Source organism: Rhizobium sp. PEPV16 (assembly GCF_008919455.1).
Taxonomy (GTDB): Bacteria; Pseudomonadota; Alphaproteobacteria; order Rhizobiales; family Rhizobiaceae; genus Rhizobium; species Rhizobium leguminosarum_Q.
This window is the reverse complement of record NZ_VSZV01000350.1, coordinates 1-11314: the sequence shown is the minus strand read 5'-3', so window position 1 is coordinate 11314 and position 11314 is coordinate 1. Positions and strand designations below refer to the sequence as shown.

The 11314-nt window shown below is 61.0% G+C and carries 14 protein-coding genes and 1 pseudogene; 12 read left to right on the top strand and 3 right to left on the bottom strand.

Annotated elements, in window-relative coordinates; genetic code table 11:
* The 8 genes and pseudogenes from FY112_RS38190 to FY112_RS30290 form a co-directional block, all read left to right on the top strand.
* A pseudogene (locus FY112_RS38190) lies at positions 1-357 on the top strand (ATP-dependent DNA ligase); the annotation flags it as partial.
* Positions 358-535: 178 nt separating this feature from the next.
* Entirely contained in the window at positions 536-1456 is a 921-nt protein-coding gene (locus FY112_RS30320) for an alpha/beta fold hydrolase (RefSeq protein ID WP_017959553.1), read from the top strand.
* Positions 1457-1562: 106 nt separating this feature from the next.
* Entirely contained in the window at positions 1563-2369 is an 807-nt protein-coding gene (locus FY112_RS30315; RefSeq protein ID WP_017959554.1) for a L,D-transpeptidase, read from the top strand.
* A gap of 177 nt (positions 2370-2546) precedes the next feature.
* On the top strand, positions 2547-3281 hold the full coding sequence (locus FY112_RS30310; RefSeq protein WP_017959555.1) for a L,D-transpeptidase: 735 nt from the start codon (positions 2547-2549) through the stop codon (positions 3279-3281).
* 348 nt (positions 3282-3629) lie between these two features.
* Positions 3630-3839, top strand: coding sequence for a cold-shock protein (locus FY112_RS30305; protein WP_003546468.1), 210 nt, complete (start codon positions 3630-3632; stop codon positions 3837-3839).
* A 206-nt stretch (positions 3840-4045) separates the two neighbouring features.
* The gene (locus FY112_RS30300) at positions 4046-4330 is read left to right on the top strand and encodes a hypothetical protein (protein WP_012756578.1); all 285 of its coding nucleotides are present in this window, start codon (positions 4046-4048) and stop codon (positions 4328-4330) included.
* A gap of 78 nt (positions 4331-4408) precedes the next feature.
* Positions 4409-4648, top strand: a complete 240-nt coding sequence (rpsU, locus tag FY112_RS30295) for a 30S ribosomal protein S21 (protein WP_003546477.1) — start codon at positions 4409-4411, stop codon at positions 4646-4648.
* Positions 4649-4854: 206 nt separating this feature from the next.
* The gene (locus FY112_RS30290) at positions 4855-5079 is read left to right on the top strand and encodes a hypothetical protein (protein WP_003546479.1); all 225 of its coding nucleotides are present in this window, start codon (positions 4855-4857) and stop codon (positions 5077-5079) included.
* A gap of 55 nt (positions 5080-5134) precedes the next feature.
* Here FY112_RS30290 and FY112_RS30285 read toward each other — a convergent pair whose 3' ends face one another.
* On the bottom strand, positions 5135-5614 hold the full coding sequence (locus FY112_RS30285; protein WP_151519994.1) for a MarR family transcriptional regulator: 480 nt from the start codon (positions 5612-5614) through the stop codon (positions 5135-5137).
* A 133-nt stretch (positions 5615-5747) separates the two neighbouring features.
* Here FY112_RS30285 and FY112_RS30280 point away from each other — a divergent pair, with 133 nt between their 5' ends.
* The gene (locus FY112_RS30280) at positions 5748-6170 is read left to right on the top strand and encodes an organic hydroperoxide resistance protein (protein WP_017959557.1); all 423 of its coding nucleotides are present in this window, start codon (positions 5748-5750) and stop codon (positions 6168-6170) included.
* Positions 6171-6263: 93 nt separating this feature from the next.
* Here FY112_RS30280 and FY112_RS30275 read toward each other — a convergent pair whose 3' ends face one another.
* Entirely contained in the window at positions 6264-6710 is a 447-nt protein-coding gene (locus FY112_RS30275) for a MarR family winged helix-turn-helix transcriptional regulator (protein ID WP_017959558.1), read from the bottom strand.
* 88 nt (positions 6711-6798) lie between these two features.
* Here FY112_RS30275 and FY112_RS30270 point away from each other — a divergent pair, with 88 nt between their 5' ends.
* From FY112_RS30270 to FY112_RS30260, 3 genes are all read left to right on the top strand, one after another.
* Entirely contained in the window at positions 6799-7524 is a 726-nt protein-coding gene (locus FY112_RS30270; protein WP_151519993.1) for a thioredoxin family protein, read from the top strand.
* A gap of 108 nt (positions 7525-7632) precedes the next feature.
* On the top strand, positions 7633-8100 hold the full coding sequence (locus FY112_RS30265) for a DUF1579 domain-containing protein (protein WP_094086437.1): 468 nt from the start codon (positions 7633-7635) through the stop codon (positions 8098-8100).
* A gap of 70 nt (positions 8101-8170) precedes the next feature.
* Positions 8171-8950 carry a VOC family protein gene (locus FY112_RS30260; RefSeq protein WP_026158589.1) on the top strand — a complete coding sequence of 260 codons (780 nt, stop codon included), beginning with the start codon at positions 8171-8173 and terminating at the stop codon, positions 8948-8950.
* 197 nt (positions 8951-9147) lie between these two features.
* Here the strand turns inward: FY112_RS30260 and FY112_RS30255 are convergent, their stop codons facing one another.
* Positions 9148-10668, bottom strand: a complete 1521-nt coding sequence (locus tag FY112_RS30255; protein WP_151519992.1) for an ABC-F family ATP-binding cassette domain-containing protein — start codon at positions 10666-10668, stop codon at positions 9148-9150.
* Between the last annotated feature and the right edge of the window lie 646 nt (positions 10669-11314).

Below are 11314 nucleotides of genomic sequence, written 5' to 3'. Positions count from 1 at the left end.
TCCAGCTACTATTCCGATTTCACCTTCGGCGTCTGGGCCGATGACGAGGACGGCGAACAGCTGGTGCCCGTCGGCAAGGCCTATTTCGGCTTCACCGATGCCGAGCTCGAGGTGCTCGACAAATTCGTGCGCAATAATACCACCGAGCGTTTCGGCCCGGTGCGCGCCGTGCGCGCCGACAAGGATTTCGGCTTCGTCGTCGAAGTGGCCTTCGAGGGCATCAACCGTTCGACCCGGCACAAATCGGGGGTCGCCATGCGCTTCCCCCGCATCGCCCGCCTTCGCCCCGACAAACCCTCCTACGAGGCCGACCGGCTGCGCACGCTGATCGCCATGATCGAGGCCAAGCCGGCGTGAAGTTGCAAGCCCTGCGCAACAATGACGCAGGGCAATATTTTCAACAGCATGTGTATTGGCGGCAACGATCTTCCGGTGCAGATTTTCCAGAGCATGATGCCGAAAAGTGCAAGCGGTTTCGCACGACATCATGCTCTGTCTAATTTGGAATGGCCGGGGAAATGATGGATGCTGCGTTATGAACTCGCGTGAACGAAATTCCCTTTTCCTCCAGCGCCGTGCCATGCTGGCGGGTCTTGCCGGTGCATTTATCCTGCCGCGCATGGCGGCCGCTTTCGATGTCCCGGACGAGCCGCGCCTTGCAAAGCGCGACTATGCCCAAGTCCGCCACCATTTCCGCACCAAGCTTTTGCAGAAGGGCCCGGCGCCTGACAAATACGAACCGCTGAATGCGCCAGCCGATGCCGACAAGATCTTCTACCGCTCCGGTTACGGCGAGCTGGAGCTGGCGGCCTTTGTCTCGAAATACAAGCGCGAGCGCGCCGCCAGGCCGGCCGTGCTCTTCCTGCACGGCGGCAATGCCATGGGCATCGGCCATTGGCAGCTGATGAAGCCCTATATGGATGCTGGTTACGTGGTGATGATGCCGTCGTTGCGCGGCGAAAACGGCCAGATGGGCAATTTCTCCGGCTTCTACGACGAGGTCGACGACGTGCTCGCCGCCACCGAGCGCCTGGCGCATCTGCCGGGCGTCGATCCCGAGCGCCTCTTCATCGCCGGTCACAGCATCGGCGGCACGCTGACAATGCTGACGGCGATGAGCACTCACAAATTCCGCGCCGCTGCACCGATTTCAGGCAACCCCGATGCCTTCCGCTTCTTCAACCGCTATCCCCAGGACATCCGTTTCGACGATAGCAACGCGCATGAATTCGAGGTGCGTTCGGCGCTATGTTACGCCCACAGCTTCAAATGCCCGGTCCGTGTCGTCCACGGCACCGAGGAGCCGCATTTCAACGACCGCGCCGATCTGCTGGCCCGCCGCGCCCGCGGCGCCGGCGTTCACATCGAGACGGAAACCGTCGCCGGCAACCACACCTCGGCGCTGCCGGCCGAGATCGAACAGAGCATCCGCTTCTTCCGCGGGGTGGCGGCCTGACTTTCGCCGCCGCCTTTCCCACATCAACGCCAGCTTCGCGCCAGCCGCAGATGCCATCGTTCCGGCAGATATCGCTGTCTCGCCGATCGTTGATAAGGGTGGTTCCATGAATTTTCTGCGCCGGGTCTTCCCGCTTGCCGGGCTCGTGATTGCGGTTGCGTCGCTGAGCGGCTGCAACATCCTCATTCCCGATGTCGCCGCTGATTCGCCCGCCCGCTTCGTCCAGGAGACCTCGCCGGTCTTCTATCAGCCGCCCGGCGTCGATCCGCGCCGGGTGCGGCCGATCCCCGATCAGCCGGTGCCGCAGACGCGCGAGCTCTACAAGACCCAGTTCCACCAGACCTATGGCCTGCCGGTCACCAATCCCGTGCACATGGCGATGTACGGCCAGCAGCGTGACGAGGATTTCACCCTGCCGGCGATCCCGGTCAGCCGCGTGCAGCCGCAGTTCCTGCGCCAGGAGGTCGATTATCAGACGACCGAGCGCCCCGGCACCGTGGTCGTCGATACCAAGGCGCATTTCCTCTATTTCGTCGAGGGCAACGGCAAGGCGATGCGCTACGGCGTCGGCCTCGGCCGCGACGGTTACGCCTGGTCCGGCCGCGGCGTCATCCAGTGGAAGCAGAAATGGCCGCGCTGGACGCCGTCGGTCGAAATGGTCTCGCGCCAGCCAGAAGTTCGCCCGTTTGGCGCGGAGAATGGCGGCATGAATCCGGGGCTGATGAACCCGCTCGGCGCCCGCGCCATGTATATCTTCAAGGATGGGCAGGATACGCTCTACCGTGTCCACGGCACACCCGACTGGCAGTCGATCGGCAAGGCCACCTCGTCGGGCTGCGTGCGCATGCTGAACCAGGACGTCGTCGATCTCTACGACCGCCTTCCTGCCAAGGCCGAGATCGTTGTGATGTAGCGCTGCAACAGCGCTTCCCATATCGTCTGCTCCGGGCCGGACACGTCTGCGTGAAGCTATGGTTTATTTGGCGCAAGCCGATAGATATTCCTAATGTCGTTATCGGCATCGGACGAATCACCGGTTTAACCGGCGTCTTGTCCGGCTTCCCGTATCAAAGGAAATCAGTCTCGCGTCATGAGCTTCGATAGACATCTTTCCCGCCGCAGCTTTCTTTCCTTTTCGGCGTTGACCGCAGCCTCGGCACTCGCCGGCTGCGCCTCCTCAGCCAACACCGTGACATCAGGCGATACGACGATCATTTACCGTTCGCCCATGCGCCTGTTCCAGTCGATGGGGACTTCGAGCGTGCCAAGTGGGGCTGAGCTTGCCGTCATGTATGGCCCCATCGAAGACGGCGGCTTTCTCATTCCAGCCGTTCCCTACGAGCAGATCGATCCGCGCTATTATCGCCAGCGCGTCGTCGATCCCACCGGTCAGCCCCCCGGCACCATTGTCGTCGATACGCCGTCGCGTTTCCTCTATCTCGTCCAGGGCGACGGCATGGCGATGCGTTACGGCGTCGGCATCGGCCGCGAGGGTTTCGCCTGGCAGGGGTCGGGCGTCATCCAGTGGCGTCAGAGATGGCCGCGCTGGAAGCCGCCGAACGAGATGGTCGCCCGCCAGCCCGAACTCGTCAAATATTCGATCGAGAACGGCGGCATGGAGCCGGGTCTGAAGAACCCGCTCGGCGCCCGCGCGCTCTATATCTTCTCGAACGGAGAGGACACGCTCTACCGCCTGCACGGAAATCCCGATTGGCGCTCGATCGGCAAGGCCGTCTCGTCGGGCTGTGTGCGGCTGATGAACCAGGATATCATCGATCTCTACGACCGCGTGCCGACAAAGGCGCCCATCGTTGTCTGGCAATAATCGTTACCGAGGCGGCCGCAATCCGGCCGCCTCGGATCGATCGCTTTTCCCGGGCAAGCGGTTGCTTTGCCTGGGGCAAGCGGTTGCTTTGCCCCGGGTAAGCTGGCGCTTTGCCCCGGGAAAACAGGTGCTTTCCCCTGGGGCAAGAGCTTCATTTTGGCCCCTCAAGAGAATTATTTTCCGAAATACCATTGCTTAATTCGGTAAATATCCTACATGGTGCGTATCGAATTGCTTGCGACCTTTGTCCACGCGCTTGAGCGCTCCGTCAGATATCCTCTCAACATCGATACGGCTTGTCGGACATCTTCCCGCAGGCGAACACAAACGGTTGAAAAGGAGATCGTTATGAATTCAGGCGTCGTAAAGTGGTTCAATGGCACCAAGGGTTTTGGCTTCATTCAGCCCGATGATGGTTCTACGGACGTTTTTGTCCATATCTCGGCGGTTGAACGCGCCGGCATGCGCGAACTCGTTGAAGGTCAGAAGATCCGCTACGATCTCGTCCGCGACAAGAAGTCCGGCAAGAATTCGGCCGACAATCTTCAGGCCGCATAATTTGTCATTCGCCTACGCTGACCACGGATGTACTGGCAGCGGGCTGACCAAACTGGCAGCGGGCTGAGTGACTGGAAGAGGTCGGGTTCGAGCCCGGCCTTTTTGCTTTGATCGCAGGCTTTTCCGGAATGCCCCGGTCGTTCCTGAATGACCCCGGTCGTTCTGATTGACCGATTGAGCAGCCGAAGAGTCGAAGGGACGCTGAAATGGGCAGACCAAACTATAAAGTCGGCGACATGATCGTGCTGAAATCCGGCCTTACCCGCACGGCGAAAGCCGACAAGCGGTGCCGGATCTCCAGCATCCTGCCCAACGACCACGGGCATGTGCAATATCGCGTCCAGTTCGACGCGGAGAATTTCGAGCGCCGCATCACTGAGGCCGACATCGACACCGGTGAATCTCCGTCGAGGGCTTCCCCCGAGGCGGCGGCCAAGTCCGACGGCGCCGAGCCCTGGCTGAAGTTTTCGAGTATCAAAATCGGGAAGTAGTTCCGGGTTTTTTATTTTCGCCCGGGTTTTTTATTTTGGACAGTGCGGCCTCGCCGCCGCAACAGGAAGGATATCGTTTTGCAGGTACTCGTCAGAGATAACAATGTCGATCAGGCGCTCCGCGTGCTCAAGAAAAAGATGCAGCGGGAAGGTCTGTTCCGGGAAATGAAGGCGCGCAGCGCCTTTGAAAAGCCATCCGAGAAGCGCGCCCGCGAAAAGGCCGAGGCCATTCGCCGCCAGCGCAAGCTCGCCCGCAAGAAGCTGCAGCGCGAAGGTCTGCTGCCGGCGCCGAAGAAGGTTCTCCGCCCCACCCGCTAATCCCGGGCTTGGCATCACGGCCCAACCGTGGAATCACGGTTCAGCCGTGAATCATGGTTTCTGCCGTGGAGCCATGGCTTACAGCGCCGCGCGTCTTTTCCAGACGCGCAAGGAGGCTGTAACACTTGAATTCAGCATAATTCCTTGAACCGATTCCGATTTGAGGAACTATGCAGTAACGCCGCCATCACCTGGGAAAGGGGCCTATGACCGCCACCAAGGGAGAATTCTTCAATCCCGCCAAGCTTTCGTCTCGCGACAAGGCAGAAGCGACCGATCACACGGCGCGCGCCATTATCGCCGCCGAGGCATCGGCCCGTGACAAGAAGACGGAGAAGCTGAAGGCACTGCGTTTGCAGCAGGAGGCCGAGGCCGAACCTAAGGCGGCGCCTGCAAAGAAGCGCCGGTCGCCGGCCAAGCCGCGACCCTGATTTCTCGGCGCGCACGCCGGCTCTACCGGGTGCCGGTTCTACGGGGTGAATGCGTTCAGCCGCCGCCCGTGCCGGCCCGCCCGAGATTGCCCCGCAGCCGATGCAGCATGTCGCGCATCTCGGCCATTTCCTGAAGCGTGCAGCCTGCGGCTTGCCCGATCGCCGTCATGATCGTATCGATCTCCCCCTTCATTGCCTGACCTTGCGGGGTCAGTGACACGATCACCTGCCGTTCGTCGCGCAGGTCGCGGATGCGCTTGAGCAGCCCGCTCTGTTCGAGCCGTTTCAACAGCGGCGATAGCGTGCCGGAATCGAGATCCAGCTGCTCGCCGATCGTCTTGACCGGCAGTTCGCCGCGTTCCCACAGCACCAGCATCACCAGATATTGCGGATAAGTCAGGCCGACCCTGTCGAGGATTGGCTTGTAGGCGCGGGTGAAAGCATGCGCCGTCGCGTAGACCGCGAAGCACAACTGCTTCTCCAGCCGTTTCTCCTCTTGCGGTATCTCCATCGTCTTCGTCGTTTGCGCTTTCATGTCTATTGTCCTTGAAGCCTGATTGTCCTCTTTTCGAATCCGAAATGCAATTTGCAAAATTCACTTGCGTACAATTTAATTGTGCGATAATAAAAATCCAACCCGATCGAAGGGCCAACCAAAGGAGATTGTCATGCCTATTCTCTATACGACCAAAGCCTCTGCCACCGGCGGCCGCGCGGGCCGCGCCGTTTCCGAAAACGGCGTTCTGGACGTGACGCTGACCGTTCCCAAGGAGCTCGGCGGCGACGGCGCAACCGGCACCAATCCCGAACAGCTCTTTGCTGCCGGCTACTCCGCCTGCTTCCTCGGTGCATTGAAATTTGTCGCGGGCCAGCAGAAGGTCAAGATTCCCGAGGACACGACGGTCTCTGCCAAGGTCGGCATCGGCCCGCGTGAAGATGGCGGCGGCTTCGGCATCGAAGTGGCGCTGACGGTCAACATCCCGGGTCTCGACCACGAAACCGCCGAAAAGCTCGCCGCCGCGGCTCACATCGTCTGCCCCTACAGCCACGCCATGCGCACCTCGACCGAGGTCCCGGTCACCGTCGCCTGATCGATTTTAAAAAACTTGGTAGCCGTATCGGCTGCCGCCATTTGCCGGCCGGGCAGCGTACTTTCCGGCCGGCTTCGGCGTTTTTGCCGTCATTCATGACAGCGCCTGCAGATCCTGCCGCAGCCGTTCGGCGCTGCCATCCGGCAGCTTGCCGTCTATCATTGCATGTGTGCTTTTCCAGATCGGCAGGGCCTTTGCCAGCACCGCCTTGCCCTCAGGGGTGAGACACAGCAGCCGGCCGCGCCTATCCCGCGGATTTTCCATCACCGTCACCCAGCCCTTGCGCTGCAGCGGCTTCAGCGCCGCCGTCAGCGTCGTCTGATCCATGGCGAGCAGGGCAGCGACCGGCCCCATCGGCGGTGGCTCGGGCCGGTTCAGCGACATCATCAGCGAAAACTGCCCGTTGGTCAGCCCGGCCGGCCTCAGCGCATCGTCGAACAGCCGGGCAAGCGCGCGTGCTGCCCGCTGCACGTGCAGGCAGAGGCAGGTGTCGCGCACCATCAGCGTCGTGGAAAAGGGAATCTCGATCGAATTTGACATGCTCCATTTCTATTGATATCAATCTATTTAGTCAAGGAGAAGGAGATGAGCCGGCTTCACCGGCAAGCGCCGGAGGAGGGCGCATTCCATGCAGAATGAAGTTGTGTCCCGCGAAGAGTGGCTCGAAGCCCGCCGTGCCCTGCTGGCAAAGGAGAAGGAGGCGACGCGGTTGCGCGACAGCGTCAACGCCGCCCGTCTGGCGCTGCCCTGGGTGAAGGTCGACAAGGATTATGTCTTCGAAACGCCGGAGGGCAGGAAGTCGCTCGCCGATCTCTTCGACGGCCGCAGCCAGTTGCTGATCTACCATTTCATGCTGGGTCCCGATTGGGATGCCGGCTGCACCGGCTGCTCATTCCTGTCGGATCATGTCGATGGCGCCCTGCCGCATCTGAACCATCACGACGTCACCTGGGTCGCCGTTTCGCGCGCACCGCTCGATAAGATCGCCGCCTATAAACAGCGCATGGGCTGGAAATTTCCCTGGGTCTCTTCCTTCGGCAGCGATTTCAATTTCGATTATCACGTTTCTTTCAGCCCGGAGGATCTTGCCAAAGACAAGGTCTTTTACAATTTCACACCTATGCAGCCGGCTGATGCCAATGACGAACTGCCGGGCCTCAGCGCTTTCTACCGCAACGACAAGGGCGAGGTCTTCCATACCTATTCGAGTTATGCCCGCGGGCCGGAAGAACTGGTCGGCACCCTGATGATCCTCGACCGCGCGCCGAAGGGCCGCAACGAGGACAGCACGATGAATTTCGTGCGCCGCCACGACGAATATGAGGAGGCCGCCAAGGCGCCATCCTGTCACTGAGCCGGAGCATCATGCCGAAAAGTGTAAGCGGCTTTGCCGGGAAAGTCGCGAAGTGACTTTCCCAGGATGCGGAAAAACTAACACCACCATCATTCAAGGGAGAAGAGGATGATGAAGACCGCTGAAGTGCTGAAGGAACATTCCTTCCTGGAAAGACTGGTCGGCGACTGGACTGTCACCGCACCCGATATGAGTGGCGGCGAGCCCTGGACGGAGACCGTGCGCTCGCTGCACGGCATCTGGTTCGTCGCCGAAGGGACCGGCCGTATGCCGGATGGCAAGCAAGCCACCAGCATCCTGACGCTCGGCTACAATGCTTCGAAAGCCAAGTACATCGGCAGCTGGATCGGCAGCATGATGGACTATATGTGGGTCTATGAGGGCGAGGTCGACGCGTCGGGCAATGTGCTCGACCTCTATACGACAGGTCCCGACTTCAACACCGAAGGCCTTGCCGATTATCGCGAGCAGATCATCTTCGTGGACGCCGATCATCGCACTTTCGTCTCCAGCACCAAACAGCCGGATGGCTCGTGGAAGCAGTTCATGGAAGCGCATTACGCCCGGAAGATCTGACAATCACGGCGCGCCCCAAACCCCGAAAACGGGGGCCCAGGAAAAGCGGCGTCGAAAAAGGGAGAGTATGATGTCTGAGACGCATGGAAAGTTCATCTGGTGCGAGTTGATGACCCCCGACACATCGGCTGCCGCGAAATTCTACAGCTCGGTCGTCGGCTGGACCACCTCCGAGATGAAAATGGAGGGCATGCCCACCTATACGATCTTCGAGGCGAACGGCATCGGCGTCGCCGGACTGATGGAATTTCCGGCCGAACTTGAGGGTAAGGGCATTCCACCGAACTGGACGGGTTATGTCGATGTCGACGACGTCGACCAGTCGGCCAAGGATTTCGCCGCCAATGGCGGTTCGGTCCGCCGTCCGCCGGAAGACATTCCGACCATCGGCCGCTTCGCCGTCGTCGCCGATCCGCATGGCGCGGTACTCTGCATCATGACGCCGGCGCCGATGGAGAAACCCATGCCGGAACTGGCCTTCGATGCCCCCGGCAATATCGGCTGGCGCGAACTCTATGCCGGCAATGGCAAAGAGGCGCTGGCCTTCTATTCCAAGCTGTTCGGCTGGACGAAGGACAGCGAGATGGATATGGGACCGATGGGCGTCTATTATCTTTTCGCCCATAACGGCAGGCAGACCGGCGGCATGATGACCAAGCCGGAAAACATGCCGATGCCCTTCTGGTGCTATTATTTCATCGTGCCGACCCTCGATGCCGCGATCGAACGCGTCACCTCAGGCGGCGGCAAGGTGGTCCACGGCCCGATGGAAGTCCCCGGCGGCAGCTGGATCATCCAGGCCACCGACCCGCAAGGAGCCTTCTTTTGTCTGGTGGCACCGAAGCGGTAGGTTTGGGCACTGCGTTGGCGGTGTGCCGTGAGGCCCCCTCATCCGGCTGCCGCCACCTTCTCCCCGAGGGGAGAAGAGACTCGTGGCGACGTCTCGATTCCCTCTTCTCCCCTCGGGGAGAAGGTGCCCGTAGGGCGGATGAGGGGGCTGCACGGCACACCGTCAACAACAATTACGCTCCACATCCTCACCATCCATCACCCCGCAACCGAAGCAAAAAACCCTTCCGGACTTTCCACCTCCACCACCCGCTTCCTCTCGATCAGCCAGAACCGGTTTCCCACCGCCCGCACGAAACTGCGGTCGTGCGAGACCAGCAGGCAGCTCGCCTCATGCGCCATCAATTCGCTCTCCAGCGCCTCCTGCCCCTCGATGTCGAGATGGTTGGTCGGTTCGTCGAGCAGATAGAAGTTCGGCTCCGTCAGCCGCAGCACCAGCATGCCGAGCCTGGCCTTCTGGCCGCCGGAGAGCTGGCCGATCGGTTTTGCCTGCATGTCGATCGTCATGCCGGCACCGGCCAGCAAGCCCCGCGCCCGCTGATCGCCGACATCGAAGCGGCGAATGATCGTGCCGATCGGCGTGTCGGTGTCGGCAAGATCGGCAAGCGCCTGGTCGCCATAGCCGAGTACCAGCGAAGGCGTCGCCTTGATGCTGTCCCGCGCCGTCTCCGGTCCTTCGATCGCCTGCTTCAGCATCGACACCAGCCGCGATTTGCCAGCACCGTTGAGGCCGAGCAGCACGATGCGGTCGCCCTGGCAGATGAACTGCCGGCCGGTCTTGAACAGCAGCGTTCCATCCGGCGTCGTCACCGCCGCATCCTCCAGCGTCACCAGAACCTTGGCATGCGTGCCGCGATTGGCAAGCCGGATGGCGCCGGCCGAGCGTTCCAGATGCGCCGGTTTTGCCGCATCCTCCAGCTTCTCCGCACGCTGCTTGAGCTGCTTCGTCTTGACGACGAGCAGATCGCTGCCGGAATTGATGCCGATATTGTTGAGCTTCGCCGCCTGCTTGCGCAATTGCTCCGCCACCTTCATGTCGCGCTCGTAGCGCCGCGCCTCCGAGGCGTCGGCCTCGTCGAGGGCAGCGCGCGCCCTTGTATAGGGCAGGGCGAAGACCGGCGATTGCTCCGGCCGCAGGAACAGCGTCCGGTTGGTCGTCGCATCGAGGAAGGCGCGATCGTGGCTGGACAGGATAACCGGCACGTCGCGCGGCAGCGCATTCAGCCAGCTCTCAAGCTGCGAGATCTTTTCGAGGTCGAGATGGTTGGTCGGCTCGTCGAGCAGAAGCACGTCGGGCTCGCTCACCCAGGTGCGGGCAAGCATGGCAAGCCGCTGCCATCCGCCGCTCAACTGCTTCAGCGGCCGGCCGCGCATGACCTCCGGCACGTCGAGCGATTCCAGCACCACGTCGACCCGCCAGCTCTCGCTTTCGGCCTGATCGGCCGGCAGGACCTGCAGCACTGCATCGTAGAACGGCGTGTCGAAAAGGGCAGGTGGCACATTCTGCGCGACATGGCCGACGGTCAGCCCGCGCGCCTTGGTGATCTCGCCCTCGCTCGGCTCCAGCGCGCCGGTGATGCAGGCAAGCAGCGTCGATTTCCCCCGCCCGTTGGCGGCGACGAGGCCGATGCGGTCGCCGGCATTGACGACGAGATTGAGCTTGAAAAACAAGGGATTACCCAGCGTCACGCCGAGATTGCGGATATTGATGAGTGTCATGATCGTTCTCTGGTCTTGACCGGGTATCAGGCGCGGTTCGGGGCGTTCAGCCATCACGGGATTGCGCGGTTCGAACCCGGGAAATGAAAGGAATGCGCGCTGTCATCTACGGCGCCGCATTGGCCACGAAGGGCAGACCAGGAAGAGATGTCGAGAAACGGTCTCTGGGTCAGCCCTGCAAACGCATTTGCAGGGCGTTGACGGGACCACGCTGGCGATTAAACCGAAAATAATATTGCATTGCGTGATCCTCCTTTCTCGAAAGGTTGCGGGATTCCAATAACATTGCCCGCAAAAGGACGCAAGGGAGCTCGGAGTCACCCGATATTCCCGGCGCCGCGCCGATGCCGGCAGTTCTGAGGCGATCCAGACGATTGCCCCTGGCCTTATAATGGTTTAATATCGGATCAACCAATTTGATATTAAGTGAATTGATCGGATATCGATCAACTGATTTGATATCCGTCTGGAGAAAGATGTGGCACGATCAGAACCACAGAGTGCAATGCGGGCGCCGCTCGACACCGTGTTCGGGGTCGATTCCAACGTTCGCGTTCTGCGTGTCCTCGCTGCCCATGGCGGACCGCTCTCCAGTTCGGACATCACACGGCGAGCGAAGCTCTCGAAGACCGGCACGCGACAGGGT

Excerpts from the sequence above, each read along its gene's own strand:
- FY112_RS30300 (WP_012756578.1), top strand. The coding sequence starts at position 4,046 with ATGGGCAGACCAAACTATAAAGTCGGCGACATGATCGTGCTGAAATCC.
- FY112_RS30275 (WP_017959558.1), bottom strand. The coding sequence starts at position 6,710 with ATGTCAAATTCGATCGAGATTCCCTTTTCCACGACGCTGATGGTGCGC.
- FY112_RS30265 (WP_094086437.1), top strand. The coding sequence starts at position 7,633 with ATGATGAAGACCGCTGAAGTGCTGAAGGAACATTCCTTCCTGGAAAGA.
- FY112_RS30320 (WP_017959553.1), top strand. The coding sequence starts at position 536 with ATGAACTCGCGTGAACGAAATTCCCTTTTCCTCCAGCGCCGTGCCATG.
- FY112_RS30285 (WP_151519994.1), bottom strand. The coding sequence starts at position 5,614 with ATGAAAGCGCAAACGACGAAGACGATGGAGATACCGCAAGAGGAGAAA.
- FY112_RS30305 (WP_003546468.1), top strand. The coding sequence starts at position 3,630 with ATGAATTCAGGCGTCGTAAAGTGGTTCAATGGCACCAAGGGTTTTGGC.
- FY112_RS30310 (WP_017959555.1), top strand. The coding sequence starts at position 2,547 with ATGAGCTTCGATAGACATCTTTCCCGCCGCAGCTTTCTTTCCTTTTCG.
- FY112_RS30315 (WP_017959554.1), top strand. The coding sequence starts at position 1,563 with ATGAATTTTCTGCGCCGGGTCTTCCCGCTTGCCGGGCTCGTGATTGCG.
- FY112_RS30290 (WP_003546479.1), top strand. The coding sequence starts at position 4,855 with ATGACCGCCACCAAGGGAGAATTCTTCAATCCCGCCAAGCTTTCGTCT.
- FY112_RS30280 (WP_017959557.1), top strand. The coding sequence starts at position 5,748 with ATGCCTATTCTCTATACGACCAAAGCCTCTGCCACCGGCGGCCGCGCG.
- FY112_RS30260 (WP_026158589.1), top strand. The coding sequence starts at position 8,171 with ATGTCTGAGACGCATGGAAAGTTCATCTGGTGCGAGTTGATGACCCCC.
- FY112_RS30270 (WP_151519993.1), top strand. The coding sequence starts at position 6,799 with ATGCAGAATGAAGTTGTGTCCCGCGAAGAGTGGCTCGAAGCCCGCCGT.
- FY112_RS30255 (WP_151519992.1), bottom strand. The coding sequence starts at position 10,668 with ATGACACTCATCAATATCCGCAATCTCGGCGTGACGCTGGGTAATCCC.